A 16,921-nucleotide genomic window follows, 5' to 3' on the forward strand; every position below is an offset into this window, starting at 1 on the left:
AAAAGACGATCAAAGTGGGAATAACAATAGATATTAGCTATTAAAAACAATAGATTGATCGTTATACTCATTGAGCTACAGAGAATAATTCTTATAATTTTTCTTATTATGACATATATAACTATCAATGTCTGACCTCTACTCGGCCTTCTACTTATTTACTGCACGCTCAGGGATTATTTCAGTCATTTCTTATCTCTTTTCACCCATTGCGTGATCCATAGCTCAAAAAAGAAACAAATGTTGCCGCACCACCACAATTAACCATTCATTGACATATCCTTAACATGTTTAAGGAGAAGTGCACATGACTCAACATCATAAACATGCCATACCGGCCGCCATTGCGGAAAATGCCCTGATAAACGCCGACCAATATCAGCAGATGTATCAGCATTCCATTGACGATCCTGCCGCTTTCTGGCGTGAACAGGGAAAAATTGTTGATTGGATCAAACCTTATCAACAGGTAAAAAATACCTCATTTGATCCCGGTCATATTCGGATTCGCTGGTTTGAAGACGGTACGCTAAACGTGGCGGCCAACTGTCTCGATCGTCATCTGGCCGAACGCGGCGATCGGACGGCGATAATCTGGGAAGGCGACGATGCCAAAGAAAGTAAAAAGGTTACCTATCGCGAGCTTTACCAGTCGGTGTGCCGTTTTGCTAATGCGCTGAAATCGCTGGGAATAAAAAAAGGCGACGTGGTCGCCATCTATATGCCGATGGTGCCGGAAGCGGCGGTGGCGATGCTGGCCTGCGCCCGCATCGGCGCCGTTCACTCGGTGATTTTCGCCGGCTTTTCTCCGGAAGCCATCGCCGGACGCATCATCGACTCCAGCGCCAGACTGGTGATTACCGCCGATGAGGGTATCCGCGCCGGACGCGTTATCCCGCTCAAGAAAAACATCGATGAAGCGCTGAAAAATCCGGGCGTCAAAACCATCGCCAACGTTATCGTTTTCCGTAGAACCGGGAAAGAAACGCAGTGGTTCGACGGCCGCGATCGCTGGTGGCACGATCTGATCGAACAGGCCGACGATCGCTGTCCGCCGGAAGAGATCAACGCCGAAGATCCGCTGTTTATCCTCTATACCTCCGGCTCCACCGGCAAGCCAAAAGGCGTGCTGCATACCACCGGCGGCTATCTGGTGTATGCGGCGCTGACCTTCAAATATGTTTTCGACTATCATCCGGGCGATATCTATTGGTGTACCGCCGACGTCGGCTGGATCACCGGCCACAGCTATCTGCTGTACGGCCCGCTGGCCTGCGGCGCCGTTACGCTGATGTTCGAAGGCGTGCCCAACTGGCCGGACGCACGGCGCATGGCGCAGGTGGTCGATAAACATCAGGTGAATATTCTCTACACCGCCCCCACGGCGATCCGCGCCCTGATGGCGGAAGGCGACAAAGCCATTGAGGGCACCTCGCGCGCTTCGCTGAAAATCATGGGTTCCGTCGGCGAGCCGATCAACCCGGAAGCCTGGGAGTGGTACTTCAATACCATCGGCAACGGCAAGTGTCCGATCGTCGATACCTGGTGGCAGACGGAAACGGGCGGCTTTATGATCACCCCGCTGCCCGGCGCCATCGAAGCCAAACCCGGTTCGGCGACCTATCCCTTCTTCGGCGTTCAGCCGGCGCTGGTGGATAATCTGGGCAATCCGCAGGAAGGCGCGAGCGAGGGCAATCTGGTAATTACCGACTCCTGGCCCGGCCAGGCGCGCACCCTGTTCGGCGATCACGACCGCTTCGAGCAAACCTACTTTTCCACCTTTAAAGGCGTGTACTTCAGCGGCGACGGCGCCCGTCGCGACGAAGACGGCTACTACTGGATCACCGGCCGCGTCGATGACGTGCTGAACGTATCCGGCCATCGGCTGGGAACGGCGGAAATCGAATCCGCGCTGGTGGCTCATCCCAAAATCGCCGAAGCGGCGGTGGTGGGCATCCCGCACAGCCTGAAAGGCCAGGCGATTTATGCCTATATCACGCTGAATCACGGCGAAGAGCCCTCCGGCGAACTGCATACCGACGTCCGCAACTGGGTACGTAAAGAGATCGGGCCGATCGCCACCCCCGACATCCTCCACTGGACCGACTCGCTGCCGAAAACGCGATCGGGCAAGATCATGCGTCGTATTCTGCGCAAAATCGCCGCCGGCGACACCAGTAATCTGGGGGATACCTCAACGCTGGCCGATCCCGGCGTCGTCGAAAAGCTGCTGGAAGAAAAGCAGGCTATGAGCGCCTCTCCCCAATGATCCTCTGACGAAACACGCTTCGCCCCACCTGGCGTTCGCGCCGGGTGGGCGCGACGGCCTTACACAACGCAGCCCCAGCAACAGATTACCGGAGACTTACGATGAATGACGCCATTTATCAACGGATTGAAAGTAACCCGCTGTTCAGAGAACTGGTGAATAAACGACAGCGCTTCGCCACCTTGCTTTCCCTGATCATGCTGACGCTTTACGTCGGCTTTATTCTGCTGATCGCCTTCGCGCCGGGCTGGCTGGGAACGCCAATCGCGCCCGGCGCCAGCATTACCCGGGGTATTCCGCTTGGCGTGGGGTTGATTGTGATCTCCTTTGTGCTGACGGGCATCTATGTCTACCGCGCCAACGGGGAATTCGATCGCCTGACCAAACGGTTACTGGATGAGGTAAGGCCATGAAAACGCGCTTCATTACGCTGTTCGGGCTGCTCGCCTCAGCGCCGGCGGCGCTGGCCGCCGATGCCCTGACCGGCGACGTTCAGCGTCAGCCGTTGAATATCCAGGCCATCGTCATGTTCCTGCTGTTTGTCGGCGCCACGCTGTATATCACCTACTGGGCCTCCAAACGCACGCGCTCGCGCAGCGATTATTATACCGCCGGGGGGAATATTACCGGCTTTCAGAACGGGCTGGCCATCGCCGGCGACTATATGTCGGCGGCGTCCTTTCTGGGGATCTCGGCGCTGGTTTACACCTCCGGCTATGACGGCCTGATCTACTCGCTCGGTTTTCTGGTCGGCTGGCCGATCATTCTGTTTTTAATCGCCGAACGCCTGCGCAATCTGGGACGTTACACCTTTGCCGACGTGGCGTCATACCGGCTAGGGCAGAGACCGATCCGCAGCCTGTCCGCCTGCGGCTCGCTGGTGGTGGTGGCGCTGTACCTTATCGCCCAGATGGTCGGCGCCGGCAAGCTGATCGAACTGCTGTTCGGCCTTAACTACCATATTGCGGTGGTGCTGGTGGGGATCCTGATGGTGATGTATGTGATGTTCGGCGGCATGCTGGCCACCACCTGGGTGCAGATCATCAAGGCGGTGCTGCTGCTGTTCGGCGCCACCTTTATGGCCGTGATGGTGATGAAATCCGTCAACTTCAGCTTCGACAGCCTGTTTAAGCAGGCGATGGCCGTCCATCCGCAAGGGGCGGCCATCATGAGCCCCGGCGGACTGGTATCCGACCCGATATCCGCGCTGTCGCTGGGACTGGGGTTAATGTTCGGCACCGCCGGTTTGCCGCATATCCTGATGCGCTTCTTCACCGTGAGCGACGCCAAAGAGGCGCGCAAAAGCGTGTTCTACGCCACCGGCTTTATGGGCTATTTCTACTTTCTGACCTTTATTATCGGCTTCGGCGCCATCCTGCTGGTCAGCGCCAACCCGGACTTTAAGGATGCGGCCGGCCAGCTTATCGGCGGCAACAACATGGCGGCGGTGCATCTGGCGGACGCGGTGGGCGGCAACTTCTTCCTCGGCTTTATCTCCGCCGTCGCCTTCGCCACCATTCTGGCGGTGGTGGCGGGGTTAACGCTGGCGGGCGCCTCGGCGGTTTCCCACGATCTCTATTCCCACGTCATCAAGAAAGGGAAAGCCACCGAGCGCAATGAGCTGAAAGTCTCGAAAATCACCGTGCTGGTGCTGGGCATCGTCGCCATCGCGCTCGGCATTCTGTTTGAAAACCAGAACATCGCCTTTATGGTGGGACTGGCCTTCTCCATCGCCGCCAGCTGTAACTTCCCGATTATTCTGCTGTCCATGTACTGGTCGAAACTCACCACCCGCGGCGCGATGGTGGGCGGCTGGGCCGGGTTGCTGACGGCGGTGATCCTGATGATCCTGGGGCCGACGGTATGGGTGAAAATCCTCGGCCACGCGACGCCCATCTATCCGTATGAATACCCGGCGCTGTTCTCGATGCTGGCGGCCTTTATCGGTATCTGGCTGTTCTCGATAACGGATCGCTCGGCAAGCGGCCAGCAGGATCGCGCCCGCTTCCACTCGCAGTTTGTGCGTTCCCAGACCGGGGTCGGCGCCTCGCGCAGCGGCGCGCATTCGGGGTAGCGCCAAACTTTTACAACAACCTGTGACGCGCCAGGCGTCACAGGTTGTTACCGGCAGCCTCCGTCTCATTAAGCGCCACCGCGTAGGTATGCACCTCGCCGTGCATATTGGAGCGAAATACCAGATAGTCGCCGTCCGGGGTAAAGGCCAGGTTTGGCTCCAGGCGATAATCATGGGCGGACATATCCACCAGCCGCCGGCAGCGCAGTACGCCCGGATCGATCAGGCTATCCGCATTCGCGGCGGAAATGCCGGCGACGTCCGGTATGCTTTCCGGCACCAATAATGAAATCCACTTGCCGTCCGGGGCGTGCGCCACCATCTCTCCATCGCCGCCGTCGCCGGCGAAATATCGGCCGTCGGAGGAAAGAGTAAAGTGTACCGACCAGCTATCGCGTTCCAGCGCATACCACCGCCGTCTGCCGCTATGCAGCTCATAACCCGCCAGCCAGAACACCTCGCCGCGCGGCGTTTGCAGGTCATACCAGATGGTATTGCCGTCGGGGCTGAAAAATTCATGTCCCGCGATTTCCATATTCATCGCGCGCGTGTGGATTTTGCTCAACGCCGAACCGTCGGTACGAATGGTCCAGATACGGTCCACTTTGTGCCACGGCCCTTCATGGCAGAACAGAATCTGCCGGGGATCGGTGGGCGAAAACTGTAAATGATTAAGCCAGTCGGTGGCCTGATGAACATCCCGCCGGGTTCCCGAGGCCACATCAACCACGAACAGGGTCATCGGCAGACGCCGTTCCAAGCGCTGATTGATATGCACCTCTTTTTGTTCGGCAAAGGTCAACGGCCGCCCGGTGTGCGGATGATACATCTCCGAGGCGACCATCCATTCCCCTTGCGGATTGGCATGACCGCCGGCCGCGTCGGAGACGGCGGCGGTGAAAATATCGTTGAACGCCTTATCCTGCCCGGTTTCGCTCCCCAGCAGCAGCGTTTCGTCGGCGTTCAGGGCGCTCACCGTTTCGCCCGGCGTCAGCCGATAGTGCCGCGCCGTCTCGCCGGTCAGCAGGTGCAGAGAAAACACCGCCCGCTGCCCGTCGACTTCATCGATATACCACAGGCGGGAAGTGCGTCTGCCCACCATCAGGATCTCCGCCGTCGGACTGGGCAGAACCAGCGTATTGCGCCGCGTCCGTATATCAATAGCGGCGATACCCTGCGGCGTCGTCACCACCATTAATTGACCGTCGCGGCTGAACGCATTTTGATGGAAATAGAGCGACGAGGTTCCCGCCAGCTCCGACAGCCGGATAATTCTTCTGCCGGTTACGCCATCGCGCCATTCGCGCGGGACGGCGCTGTTTCCGCCCAACGCCGCTTGCCGTGCTTTTTTCATATTTTCCTCTCCGCCGGTTCCAGCGCCCGCTCGGTTGCGTCCGCCTGCCAGCATTGTTCATAAGGCAACCCGGTCAGTTCTTCCACCGCGGCGCGCGTCGGCGCATCGACCTGCGCCTTGTGTCCGCCCTGTTTCAGGCGGGATATTTCCTGCAATATCAGCAGGTGATTATCCCGGTTAAGCCGAAAACGCCGGGAAACGATAATCCCCCACAGGCCGAAACAGAGCGGCACCACGGTATAGATAACAATAATGCTGTTAACGGTGATCTGAGGCTGCACGTCAACCCCCTGTTGAAACCCCGTCGCGGAGAGCACCGCCCCCAGCGCAAACATAATCGACGCCTGAATCACCGTATCCACAAAATTGAACACGCCGGAAAAAAGCGCCTCGCGCCGTTCGCGGGTGACCATTTCATCGACGTCGGGGATAAAGGACATCAGGTAAAAGGAGGCGTTGGCAATCCCCGTTTTGCCGAAGTTAAGAATAATGGTGAGCGCTATCAGCCAGATTTCCCCATGCGCGGGACGTAAGATCGCCAGACAGGCAAAGGCGGCGAAGACGATCACCGTGACGTAGGCTCCCAGACGGAACGACCTGGCCCCGTCGGTTTTGATGGTGTACCACATAAAAAAGGATAAAAATAACAGCCCCAGCAGATAGGCGATGCTATTGGCGCCCGCCACCACCGTCGGGCTCATCATCATGACGAAAATGATGAAATAGGTATTCACATAGCCCGAGATAGTGCGTTCCGAAATTTGCGCGATAAACATCGCCAGCAGCTGGCGGAAGGCTTTTACCCGCAGGGTGGATCCCAAATCGCGGAAGATCATTTTCATCTCCTGCCAGGCGCCGACGCCGGAGACAAAATGCAGCTCTTCCGCCGGTCGTTCAAAACTCCACAGATATTGCAGCGATAGCGCGGCGCAGGCCAGGACATTACACACCACCATGGTCCAGGTGAACGCCGCCATATCTTTGCCAAACCACAGAAACATCACGCCGGGCAGGGCGGAAATCGCCGTGGTGGCGATGGCTCCCACCGCCTGTTTCATTCCCTCGATTTTGGCGCGCACCGTCGAGTCGGTGGTCATTTCCGTCGTCAGGGTCGGAATAATGATCTGGGGAATGCGCAATACGCAGTTATACAGAATATAAACCACGTAATAGTAGGCGACGCCCATACCCGGCAGCCATACCAGAGGAAATAAAATGGTATGTACCGGGATAATCATTAATAACCAGAAGCGGCGGCGGCCAAATTTTTTCCCCAGCCGGGTTTGACCGAATTTATCGGAAAAATCGCCGAAGAACAGCGAGAAAAAAGCGCCGGCCAGTTTACTGATGGCGAACAGCGTCCCTACCGCCATAATCGACAGTCCGGCGTAGGTGGTGTAATAGTACATCAACCAGGCGGACAGCACATTCTGCGTCGCGGCGATAAAAATATTAACCGAAGAAACGCCGAAGTAATTCTTTAAGGTAATCCGTCTTATTATTTCCGGCATGGTAATACCCTCCCCCGCAGGGATAAAGTATAAAAATAGTATTTCAGTGAGCGCCGATTATTTAAAGGTATAAGCTACCCCGGCGCGCAGCCTAAGCTGCCGCTCGCTGGATTGAGAAGAACGATTGATATCGCCAAAGCTGATGTAGGGACTCCACTCCTTTTTATCGCCCAGCGCATAGTTGAACTGCAATTCCTGTTCATAATTATTTTTCTTTTTGGCGAATAAATTTTCATCGCCGTGCTGAAAAATGATTTTATAGGTGGTGGTCAGATCGCCGCTTCGATAACGTAAATAACCGTCTACCCGATTAACGGTGCGATGCTTATTGGTGGTACACACCGTCCCCACGTTGGTGCATTTGCTATCGTGCGCATAATCGGTCAATTCCAGACGATATAATCCGCCGATCGACCAGCTATCATTGATTTTATACCAGGGCGACACGCCGAATTTCCACTCGGTGCGCGTGGAGTTAAACTCCGGCTGGAATAACGGCGATATCGTCCAGTTGCCAAACTGATATTTTTTAGCCAGCGTCATTTCCACCGCGTTTAATACCGGATCTTTATAGGCTTTATCCTTAACGTTGGAACCGCCGGTTTTAAACTTGGTTTCCACCGCAAATGAATAGTCATTGGGGAGTTGCGTCGCCAGCGTCAGCTTATCGTAGTGCGTCCGATCCCGTAGTCGGTATTCATGCCGATAATCCATCGACACATTTCTTAATATCACATCGGCGCTCGCCTGCCCGACAAAAACCAGCAACAGGGAAACCGAAATAAATGCTTTATTTGAAGTTTTCATTATTAGTCCATTATTAATAATTTGTAGGATTTATCAGGAAGTTAAGGGATATTACTCTTCGCTGAACGTGACGATGTCATACATCAGGCTACCGCCCTGCAATTTAAGCGAGACGCGATTATTTCCGTTGCGCAGTAATTCGGCGTCGACGGGAATCCGCTCGAGATGATAACGGCCGCTTTTTAACGCCCCGCGATAAATGGCTTTATCATTCTCATATTTCAGCGTCGCCGCGGTTTTGCCATTAACCAGCACCGCCAGTTCAGGCGTGGTGGCGTCGGTCATGCCGAAATTACTGGCCGCGGCCAGGGAAATATTCAGGTAGTAGGTTTTCTTTTCCGGACGCATGGCGAAGCGAATATCCCATGTTCCCGGTTTGATCTGGGCGTAATACCAGTCCCGCTGATAGTCGCTGCGGCCGATATCAAAGATCAGATCCGCCGGCACCTCATTCTGCCAGCGGTAATTACGCGCTTCATTGCCGAAGCGGAACTCGCCGGCCTGACGATCCGCCTGCCCGATGGCCCAGATAACCGACGGGGCGGCGGGAATGGCGATATCCGGCAGCCGTTGGCTCTCACCGGCGATAGTTACCCTTTGCCGCGCCAGCACGCCGGGTTGAGTACCGCCGTTGGCATAGACGGTTAGCTGATATTCCCCGGCTCTCACCTGGTCGAGGCGGAATTTACCCTGGCTATCCGTGGTCGCCTGGTAGGAATAACCGCGCGTCTGCAAATCAAAAGGCTCGTCCGGTGATGAAGAAAGCACCACCGTCGCCGGCCGTTGCGCGCTCACCCGTCCGCTGACCTGGGTGCGATCCACGGCATAACGCGCATCGTTCACCCAGCGATAAGGCCAGGAGACTTTTTCCGTCGCCGACCGGCGCCGGGCATCGGCTATCACCTGCCGTTCATCGCCCTGATTGATATACAGCAACCACGGGCCGTAGAATTTCTTCCAGCCCGGCGTGGCGATCATATCCGGGGTGCCCAAATGCGCGCCGGTCATATAATTCAGAATAATGGCGTCCTGATGGACCAGCAGATCCTGTTTGAGCGCGTCGCCGGAAAAATACTCGGTATTGCCGTGAATCAGCCAGGCGCCCACGCCGTGGCCGAAGACTCCCCAGAAAGGCGTCTGTCGCATATAACCGGCAAAATCATATTTGGAATAGACATGGCCGTCAGGTAAACGCCAGGTTTCATCCTGCACCTTCGGTAATTGTTCAAGCTGGCCGTAAAGCAACGGCTTCCCCACGCGGGCGCCGTTATAAATATGATCGAGCCGTGCCGGGTCGAAACGGTATACGTTGCGCAATTCACTGACTTTCACATCCTGGGCGCCGCTATTTTCCGCCACCACATAGCTGTAAATACCGCTAACGCCGCGGCGAATAATCAGATGATATTCGAGGCGCAGCAGCCCTTCTTTATCATCAATATAAGCAATATGGGCCATATCACGGCTGTTGCCGATCACCTCGACTCGCTCGGGAGTGAAATCCTTTACCCCTTTAACGTAATAATCGAGATAAGCGCTGCGCGTCTTACTGGGATCTCGCTGCGCGCCGGAAAGATTGGTAATAATATTTACCCCGTCTTTAATAATGCTCGCCGCGCTGCCGTCCTCCCCGAACTCAACCTTTAGCAAGCCATTATCCAATACCGCGTTCATACCGGTAACGGATAAGGATACGGCGTTATTCTGCGTGCAATAGCCATAGGGCGCCAGCACGGTACTTATTATTAGCAACAAGGTGCTTTTCTTCACGGTCAATCCTCCTGATATTCAGCGTAACGGCCAAAAATCCCCGCAGAACGGCCTATTTTTTGAGGAATGCTATTTCTGTAACCACGCTGGCGATTGGAAAAATAGTGAATCATAAAAAAGGGAACCGCGCGGCAACGAAAAACAGTTAAAAAATTGTGGAATTAAAGCCGCTTTACTTAAAACGCTAATATTGATGGTTCCCCACACGGCTGAATTATAATAGGGTATGAAAGCAGGTATTGCCTTTACATTATTGCCATATTAATATTTCATCAGGCAGCCAAATGAAGATTGACATGATCCATCTCTCAGAAATAACAATTGAATTATCCGACATTACGACGCTATTTTATTAATTAACGTTAAATCATCCGTTATTCCCACAGGCGTAGATAATCTTCCCCAGGCTGTACGCTATTTTTGCGAAGCGCCACCGCTTGGCCGCCGTTATTTATCCGCTATGGTGCTGAAAGAACGCGGATCGGAGCCGCTCTTCCCGTCTTTATCGCGCCGCCGCGGGAAATTATAGGTTTACACCTATATAGCATATAAGCTATATTGACTAAGGAAAGTTATGTGGACGATCGAAACCACCGACACCTTAGCAGACCACGAGTTTTCTGCTCATCTGGAGAAACTCAACAAAAGCGGAGAGTAACAGTATGGCAAGAACACTCGATCAAATGCTGGAGCGAGAAAATCCTGCGGTGGTTGCCAAAGCGCGGGTCAAAGCGGACGAGATGTTGCTGAACATCCATCTGGCGGAGATTCGTGAGCGGGTGCAGAAAACCCAGCAGGACGTCGCGCTGGCGCTTGGCATCAAACAGCCAACCGTAGCCGGTATGGAAAAGCGAGGCCGCGACCTGAAACTGTCCACGCTGAAGCGTTACGTTGAAGCCACCGGCGGTAAACTGCACCTCGATATCGAGCTGCCCGACGGCACCCGCTACGGTTTTTCCGTCTGAGTCCTGTTAATGCCGCCTCGCCATGTGCGGCATGGCTTATCGCAAGGCGCTGCCGGCGGATAACCGCGCGGCGTTAAAACGCCAGTTCCCGAATCAGCACCGCCGAGACCACCTTCCAGCCGCGTACCAGCAGGCTTTGCGCTTCGCCGTCCATGACCACCGTGCCGGGTAAAACCTGGCGCTGGCCGCGGCCGCCGTCGGACAGCCGCAGCAGCACCCGGTAAACCGCCTGCTCAGGGTGCAGTTTGCGCTGCCCATCGCTCAGCGTGGCGATATCGCCGCCGTAGGTCGAGGCCAGTTCGGGTACGGCGCTCAAATCGCGGGTGGCGGTATGATCGATATCCACAATGGTCGCCGGCAACGCCGGACTGCCGACATCCCGCGGGTAAAAATGCCCCTGCCCGCCCGTCTTCAGGCGCTGCCAGTCTTTTTCCGCCACAAAGGCTTCCACCAGTCCCCCCCCCGGTTTGGCGATCACCGCCAGCCATTCCCCCTGCGCCAGCCACTCGCCGGCCGCCAGCGGCGCGGCGATATCCGCCACCACGCCGTCTATCGGCGCGCGCACCGTCAATTGCGCCGACTGTCGTTGCAGCACGCTGAGCTTTTGCCGCGCGGCGTCGCGCTCCTGTTTCACCCTTTGATGTTCCGCCGCAGCCTCCTTGTTGAATACCTGAAACGCGCCCTGCCAGTTCAGCGTGGCGATTTGCCGTTCCAACTGCCGCCGTTCATGCAGCAAGGCATCGGCCGACAGCGTAAACAGCACGTCTCCCGCCCGCACCGGCTGCCCGACCTGCACGTCAATGCTGTTTATCATCGCGGGCAGCGGCATATACAGGCTGCTTTGCCCTTCGGCGCGCAGCAGCGCCGGGGCATAAACGCCGCGCTGCCAGGGAAGCGTCAACAGCAGCAGTAAAATAGCGCTCAGCGTCAGCGTAACCAGCATGTTCCGGTTCATACGATAATCCTTGCGGCGTTTGCTCCATTCGCGCACTTCATTCACGACGGGCATCACCACGAAATAGCCAATTTCAACGGCGAACAGCAGCATCCCCAGCAGCTTGAACGCCATGTGATAAACCAGTATGGCGATACCGGTAAACAGAAAGAAACGATAGATCCACACGCAGAAGGAGTAGCCCACCAGCGTGCGCCGCAACCAGCGCGGAAATGGCTCCGGCGGTTCGTCCCCCAGTCCGAACAGCCACTCGCGCAGCTTCCAGCGCGCCATGGCGAAGCCGCGGTTTTGCAGATTCGGCATCTGCAGCCAGTCCGACAGCAGAAAATAGCCGTCAAAACGCATCAACGGGCTGAGATTAATCGCCAGCGTCATGATCCAGGTGGTGGTGGCCAGCATAAATGCCGCGCTGCGCAGCATGCCGTCCGGCAGAAAGCTCCAGGCCAGCGTCGCCCAGGCGGCCAGCGTCAGTTCGGTCGCCATGCCGGCGGCGCCGATCGCCATGCGCTGCCGGCGGCGGGTCAGCTTCCATGAGCCGGAGGTATCGGTGTACAGCACCGGCATCATCACCAGAAAGGCCACCCCCATGGCGGCGACCTTGGCGCCGAAGCGCTTGCAGGTATAGGCGTGCCCCAGCTCATGCAGAACTTTGGTAAAACAGAGCGTCAGGCCCGCCAGCGCCGCCCCTTCCAGGGTAAAAAAATGCAGAAAGGTATGCTTGAAGGTTTCCCACTGCCGCCCGGCCAGAAACAGCCCCAGCAGCGCGGCAATCAGCGTCAGATTTAAAAAGAAGCGGCTGAAAAAAGGCGCCACCCACGGCAGGGTACGGTGCAGAAAGCGATCCGGGTGCCACAGCGGAATGCGAAAAAACAGATAATTCTTCAGCAGCTTGCGCCACAGGGAAACCCGGCTTTGCGCCAACTGTCGCCCAAACTGCGCCAGCGCCTCATCGCCCGCCGCCCGCGTCAGATTATTGGCCTGCAAAAAACGGCTGAAATGCGCCACCTCGCCGTCATCGATATTCAGCGGCGACGTCCGGCGAACGGCGGCGACGATCTTCTCCGCCTCGCCCAGCGACCAGTGCGACAGCATCGCCATCTCCGCCCAGCCGATGCGGAAAAACAGACCGCGCAGCGGATCCTCCAGCGTCCAGCTCGGCGATCCGTCGCGGTTGGCGGGTCCGGCATGCAGGATCAGTTCATCCCGCAGCGGGCTAAGCCGCGGAGCCGGACTCTGGTTCATATTGTTTATGGCGGACGCCGGCAGCCCCTGCGTCATCACACGCCCAGCCAGACACGCAGCGTAGCCAATGGCTTACGCAGCAGGTAGACGATCAGCACCGTGCGCTGACCGTACACTTTCGCCGTGCCTTTCAGACCGACGCGCAATTGCGCGTCGTCCCGGGTAAAGCGGGCTTTCAGCCGATAGGCCATCACGTTGTCCGGCGTCGGCGCGGCGCGGTAGCCAATCTGCTCCAGTTGCGCCCGCTGCGCCGCATTCGGCGCGACGTTGAGAAACAGACGCACCTCCGCGCCCTGCTCCAGGGCGATGGCGTCGGCCGCCGGCAGCTGGATTTCCAGCTCAACATCGCGCGGATCGGCGATCATCATGATCCGCTCTCCGACCGCCACCGACCGCCCGATCCAGTCGCTGGCGTCGTCAAAGATCGCCACGCCGTCGCGCGGGGAGACCAGCTGCATGCGTTCCAGCTGCCGTTGCAGAAAGTCCATCTCGCTCTGCGCCTGTTCGCGCCGGCTTTGCAGCACCGCCAGGCTGGCTTTGCTATTGGCGTCAAACAGCGCCTGCTGCTGCGCCTGACGGTACTGGGCGTCGGCCGTGGCCAGCGCCTGGCGCGCCGACTCCTGCCGGTTTCCCAGTTCGCGGGCATCCAGCCGCGCCAGCGGTTGACCGGCGGCGATCTGCTGATTGGGCCGCACCAGGATATCGTCCACCACCCCGGCCACCGGCGCGCGCACCATCACCGGGCGATGCGCCACGATCTCCGCCGGCGCCAGCACCGACTGGCGCACCGGGAACAGCATCATCAGCAATAGCGCCGCCGCCCCGGCCAGTATCAGACGGCGCCGTTTGGGGCGGACTTCCGTTTTGCCGCGCCGGGTTTTACGCAAACCGATCCACGCATGGGAGTACGCATCCGCCAGCTTTTCCAGCAGCAGCAGTTCGCCGGGCTGCCACGCGCTGTCGCGCGCCAGGATCAGCGCCAGCGGCGTTTCACCCTGCGGCCGCCGCAGCGGCAGCCAGAGCAAAAACGCCGGCAGGTACTCCTGCCACAGCAGTTGGTCGCTGGCGGGCAGATCCTGCCAGCTCAGGGATTGAACCGGCCGTTCCTCCTGCTGCCACCGGCGGCACAGGCGGCCGAATTCGATGCAGAACGGCGCGTTATCATCGATGGAGACCAGTCCGGACGCCGCGCGCAGGCGCTGTTTTTCACAGTCCCACAGCAGCGCCTGGCGATATTTCACCAGGCCATGGGTTTCATTAACCATCAAAAACGCCAGCTCGTCCGGCGTCTCCCGCGCTCTGGCGCGGCTTTGCAGCTGCAACAGTTCCGCCAGCAGCGCCAGCCGGCTATCCTGCTCGTTTTCCGTCTGCGCGGCGCTGTGATTGCGGGTCATGGCGCGCCGCCGCCCGCCGCCGGCGTGATTTGCGCCACCCCGCTCATTCCCGGCAGCAATCCGGCGGTGGGCTGGGTGATGCGGCCAAACGCTTTCACCGACTGGCTGACGGGATCGACCGCCGAGGAGAGGCGGCTGATTTCCGCCGCATAGCTCAGCCCGGTCTCATCCAGCGTCACCTGAAAGGCATGGCCCGGCGTTAACCACGTCAGCCAGCGGGAAGGAACGATCATTTCCAGCTCGAAGGCGCTGTCATCGTAAATCGCCAGCAGTTCCTTGCCCTCCGGCACCGACTCCCAGCGCTTGACTTTGCTTTCCGTCACCCGGCCGGAGAACGGCGCCTTGATGGCGCAGCGCTGCAGCATGGCGCGGTTGACGCCGCTTTCCGCCTGCGCCATGGATACCGCCGAACGCGCCTGATCCACCTCAGACAGGCTGATCGAGTTGAGCTTATCCAGCCGGTTGGCGATGGCCAGTTTTTTACGCGCCGCATTTTCCGCGGCGGCGGAATAGTTCAGTTTCTCCTTCAGCACCGCGCAGTCAAAGGTCAGCAGCGTATCGCCCTGTTTAAAATGCTCGCCCTCTTTCACCGCGATATCCGTCACTTTGGCCGCGATTTCGCTGGAAAGCACCGTATAACGCTGGGCGCTAAGCTGTACGCGGATATCATTGCTGTCGGCGGCCTGGCCCCACAGGGGCGTCAGCAACGCCCCCGCCAGCAGCAACCGCTGCGCCTTCATCAGTGCGATCCCCCGGCCTGCAGGGATTGCAGGTTATCCCACATATCGGTGTTTACCGTGCGGTAGGGTTTTCCGGCGATGGCGCCCGGCGGCGTAACGACCGCGGTCGGTTTGGCTGCCGGCGTCGTCGTGACGGCGACCGCCGTCGGCGCGGCCAGGGAAAGACGCGGCACCGGCACGCGGCCGGTTTCGATATTGCCGGTGGTGCGGGCAATAGTGTTGCTCAATGCGGCCAGACTGGTATCGCCGACGTTATCCGGCAGCACATCCAGACCGGCGGCCTGATACACCGCGCCTAAGGCGTTTTGTACGTCCGCAAAACTGCGGTCGCGCGCGCGGGTGGTAAGGATGGTTTCGGTGCTGACGCGCACCTGTTCCATCCGCGTTTCCGCCTGATGGCGCACGTTTAATTCGGTCTGATTAAGAATGCCGCGCTGAATGCGGGCCAGCTCCTGATAGCGGCTGAACATGCGCATACTTTGCTGATACTCCTGCCAGGCCACGTTCACCTGCGTCAGCACCGCCATACGCAGCGCCTGACGCCGCGCTTCCGCCAGATCCTCATTCGCCTGTCCGGCGCGCTTCACCGGCGACCATGACAGCACATTCAGCAGATTGCCGCTGACCTGAACCCCGGCGTTCGCCCACTGATGATTAACCAGATAGCTGTTGCTGTCGCCGTTGATGCCGGCGAACAGCGACACGCCCGGCAACAGCCGCAGCAGCGATTTACGGGTTTCCAGCACCGCATTGCGCGCCTGATAGCTCTCTTCGCGCACTTCGGGACGCTGCACCATCGAGAAGTTTTCCAGATCGTCGAGCGAGTAGGCCAGTTTCGGCGCCGTCAGGCTGCTTTCGCCGGGCACCACCACATCGAATGTGCTGGCCGGCGGCAGGTTCATCAGCGACGCCAGACGGGATTTGGCGACCACCAGATCGCTATCGACGATTTCCAGTTGGCGCACCATTTCCAGCATGTTTTTCTGGAAACGCAGCGCCTCCACCGGGGCCAGCAGACGCTGTTGCTCGGTCTGGCGGGCATATTCCAGCGACTGACGCGCCTCGACCAGCGCGGCCGTCACCTCCGGCTGCAAACGCTGGGCGGTGGCGGCTTCCCAGTAGGCGGTACGCACCTGGCGGGTGATATCGGCCACCACGCGGCGGCGGCGCTCTTCGGCGGCCAGGGATTTATTGGCCTGCATCTTGGCGTTGAAATAGCTGATGCCGAAATCCAGCACGTTCCAGCTCAGCGCCAGATCCGCCGTCCTCATGGTTTTATCCTGACTGGTGGAGGCCTCCAGCGACTGCTGCCCGGTGCTCACCGATTCACTGCTGGAACCGGCCACGTTGTCGCGGGTTTGCAGCCCGGCACGCGCCGCCAGCCTGGGCAGCATATCCAGACTGGCGACGCCGACCAGATTATCCTCCATCGCCTGTTCCATCAGCGCCACCCGCTGCTGCAGGTTATATTTCAGCGCGCGGGCAATCGCCTCGTCCAGGGTGACGGTGCCGCGCACCGGCTCCTGATTGGCGAACATTTGCGTGCGATCGCTGAGCGCCTGCGCGACCTGATGTTCCGTCGTCACCGGCTCAGGCGTTACCGCACATCCGGCCAGCCCCAGACAGGCCAGCGCCACCGCCAGTTTAAGCGCGCGTGAACCGGCGGGTTGCGGCGTACGGTCCCAGAGTTTTGCTATGTGCTGATTCACCAGGGTTCTCCCCATCCAATGTTGTATGTTGATGTTGTTATGTATGTCACTGCGCCTGCCGCTACCCCCTCCCGGCCTCCCCCTTGCCAGGGGGAGGAGCCAACTCCCTCCCCTGCGAAGGGGAGGGGCGG

At 58.3% G+C, this 16,921-nt stretch carries 12 protein-coding genes; 4 read left to right on the plus strand and 8 right to left on the minus strand.

Translation table 11 applies throughout. The features are described 5' to 3' along the window. Positions 1 to 307: 307 nt before the first annotated feature. The 3 genes from acs (at position 308) to actP (ending at position 4,343) form a co-directional block, all read left to right on the plus strand. Positions 308 to 2,269, plus strand: coding sequence for an acetate--CoA ligase (gene acs, locus MFP24_RS12765; RefSeq protein WP_249230676.1), 1,962 nt, complete (start codon positions 308 to 310; stop codon positions 2,267 to 2,269). A gap of 101 nt (positions 2,270 to 2,370) precedes the next feature. After that, positions 2,371 to 2,682 carry a DUF485 domain-containing protein gene (locus MFP24_RS12770; RefSeq protein ID WP_249230677.1) on the plus strand — a complete coding sequence of 104 codons (312 nt, stop codon included), beginning with the start codon at positions 2,371 to 2,373 and terminating at the stop codon, positions 2,680 to 2,682. Next, positions 2,679 to 4,343 carry a cation/acetate symporter ActP gene (gene actP, locus MFP24_RS12775; protein WP_249230678.1) on the plus strand — a complete coding sequence of 555 codons (1,665 nt, stop codon included), beginning with the start codon at positions 2,679 to 2,681 and terminating at the stop codon, positions 4,341 to 4,343. Before MFP24_RS12770 ends, actP begins: the two co-directional genes overlap by 4 nt. Positions 4,344 to 4,380: 37 nt before the next feature. On the opposite strand, the gene MFP24_RS12780 is transcribed toward actP, so the two are convergent. The 4 genes from MFP24_RS12780 to MFP24_RS12795 are packed head-to-tail and all read right to left on the minus strand — an operon-like array spanning position 4,381 to position 9,785. Further along, a complete protein-coding gene (locus tag MFP24_RS12780; protein WP_249230679.1) occupies positions 4,381 to 5,697 on the minus strand; it encodes an oligogalacturonate lyase family protein in 1,317 nt (438 codons plus the stop codon). Then, positions 5,694 to 7,208 carry an MFS transporter gene (locus MFP24_RS12785; protein WP_249230680.1) on the minus strand — a complete coding sequence of 505 codons (1,515 nt, stop codon included), beginning with the start codon at positions 7,206 to 7,208 and terminating at the stop codon, positions 5,694 to 5,696. The genes MFP24_RS12780 and MFP24_RS12785 overlap by 4 nt, the downstream gene beginning before the upstream one ends. Before the next feature lie 57 nt (positions 7,209 to 7,265). After that, on the minus strand, positions 7,266 to 8,015 hold the full coding sequence (locus tag MFP24_RS12790; protein WP_249230681.1) for an oligogalacturonate-specific porin KdgM family protein: 750 nt from the start codon (positions 8,013 to 8,015) through the stop codon (positions 7,266 to 7,268). A 51-nt stretch (positions 8,016 to 8,066) separates the two neighbouring features. Beyond that, entirely contained in the window at positions 8,067 to 9,785 is a 1,719-nt protein-coding gene (locus tag MFP24_RS12795) for a polysaccharide lyase family protein (RefSeq protein ID WP_249230682.1), read from the minus strand. 662 nt (positions 9,786 to 10,447) lie between these two features. Between MFP24_RS12795 and MFP24_RS12800 the strand changes: the two genes are divergently transcribed. Then, a complete protein-coding gene (locus MFP24_RS12800) occupies positions 10,448 to 10,750 on the plus strand; it encodes a helix-turn-helix domain-containing protein (protein WP_249230683.1) in 303 nt (100 codons plus the stop codon). Between the two features lie 73 nt (positions 10,751 to 10,823). On the opposite strand, the gene MFP24_RS12805 is transcribed toward MFP24_RS12800, so the two are convergent. Genes MFP24_RS12805 through MFP24_RS12820 form a run of 4 tightly spaced genes read right to left on the minus strand, consistent with a single transcriptional unit; the run spans position 10,824 to position 16,790 of the window. Then, complete coding sequence (locus tag MFP24_RS12805; protein ID WP_249230684.1) at positions 10,824 to 12,983, minus strand: HlyD family efflux transporter periplasmic adaptor subunit; 2,160 nt, start codon at positions 12,981 to 12,983, stop codon at positions 10,824 to 10,826. Beyond that, positions 12,983 to 14,341, minus strand: coding sequence for an efflux RND transporter periplasmic adaptor subunit (locus MFP24_RS12810; protein ID WP_249230685.1), 1,359 nt, complete (start codon positions 14,339 to 14,341; stop codon positions 12,983 to 12,985). Before MFP24_RS12810 ends, MFP24_RS12805 begins: the two co-directional genes overlap by 1 nt. Next, a complete protein-coding gene (locus tag MFP24_RS12815; RefSeq protein ID WP_249230686.1) occupies positions 14,338 to 15,081 on the minus strand; it encodes an efflux RND transporter periplasmic adaptor subunit in 744 nt (247 codons plus the stop codon). The genes MFP24_RS12810 and MFP24_RS12815 overlap by 4 nt, the downstream gene beginning before the upstream one ends. Then, on the minus strand, positions 15,081 to 16,790 hold the full coding sequence (locus MFP24_RS12820; RefSeq protein ID WP_407062002.1) for a TolC family protein: 1,710 nt from the start codon (positions 16,788 to 16,790) through the stop codon (positions 15,081 to 15,083). The genes MFP24_RS12815 and MFP24_RS12820 overlap by 1 nt, the downstream gene beginning before the upstream one ends. Positions 16,791 to 16,921: the final 131 nt, after the last annotated feature.

It is taken from the genome of Brenneria tiliae, from assembly GCF_023347575.1.
In the GTDB taxonomy this organism is placed as follows: Bacteria; Pseudomonadota; Gammaproteobacteria; order Enterobacterales; family Enterobacteriaceae; genus Brenneria; species Brenneria corticis.

Coding starts and splice junctions, on each gene's coding strand:
- acs (WP_249230676.1), top strand. CDS start 308: ATGACTCAACATCATAAACATGCCATACCGGCCGCCATTGCGGAAAAT.
- MFP24_RS12770 (WP_249230677.1), top strand. CDS start 2,371: ATGAATGACGCCATTTATCAACGGATTGAAAGTAACCCGCTGTTCAGA.
- actP (WP_249230678.1), top strand. CDS start 2,679: ATGAAAACGCGCTTCATTACGCTGTTCGGGCTGCTCGCCTCAGCGCCG.
- MFP24_RS12780 (WP_249230679.1), bottom strand. CDS start 5,697: ATGAAAAAAGCACGGCAAGCGGCGTTGGGCGGAAACAGCGCCGTCCCG.
- MFP24_RS12785 (WP_249230680.1), bottom strand. CDS start 7,208: ATGCCGGAAATAATAAGACGGATTACCTTAAAGAATTACTTCGGCGTT.
- MFP24_RS12790 (WP_249230681.1), bottom strand. CDS start 8,015: ATGAAAACTTCAAATAAAGCATTTATTTCGGTTTCCCTGTTGCTGGTT.
- MFP24_RS12800 (WP_249230683.1), top strand. CDS start 10,448: ATGGCAAGAACACTCGATCAAATGCTGGAGCGAGAAAATCCTGCGGTG.
- MFP24_RS12805 (WP_249230684.1), bottom strand. CDS start 12,983: ATGACGCAGGGGCTGCCGGCGTCCGCCATAAACAATATGAACCAGAGT.
- MFP24_RS12810 (WP_249230685.1), bottom strand. CDS start 14,341: ATGACCCGCAATCACAGCGCCGCGCAGACGGAAAACGAGCAGGATAGC.
- MFP24_RS12815 (WP_249230686.1), bottom strand. CDS start 15,081: ATGAAGGCGCAGCGGTTGCTGCTGGCGGGGGCGTTGCTGACGCCCCTG.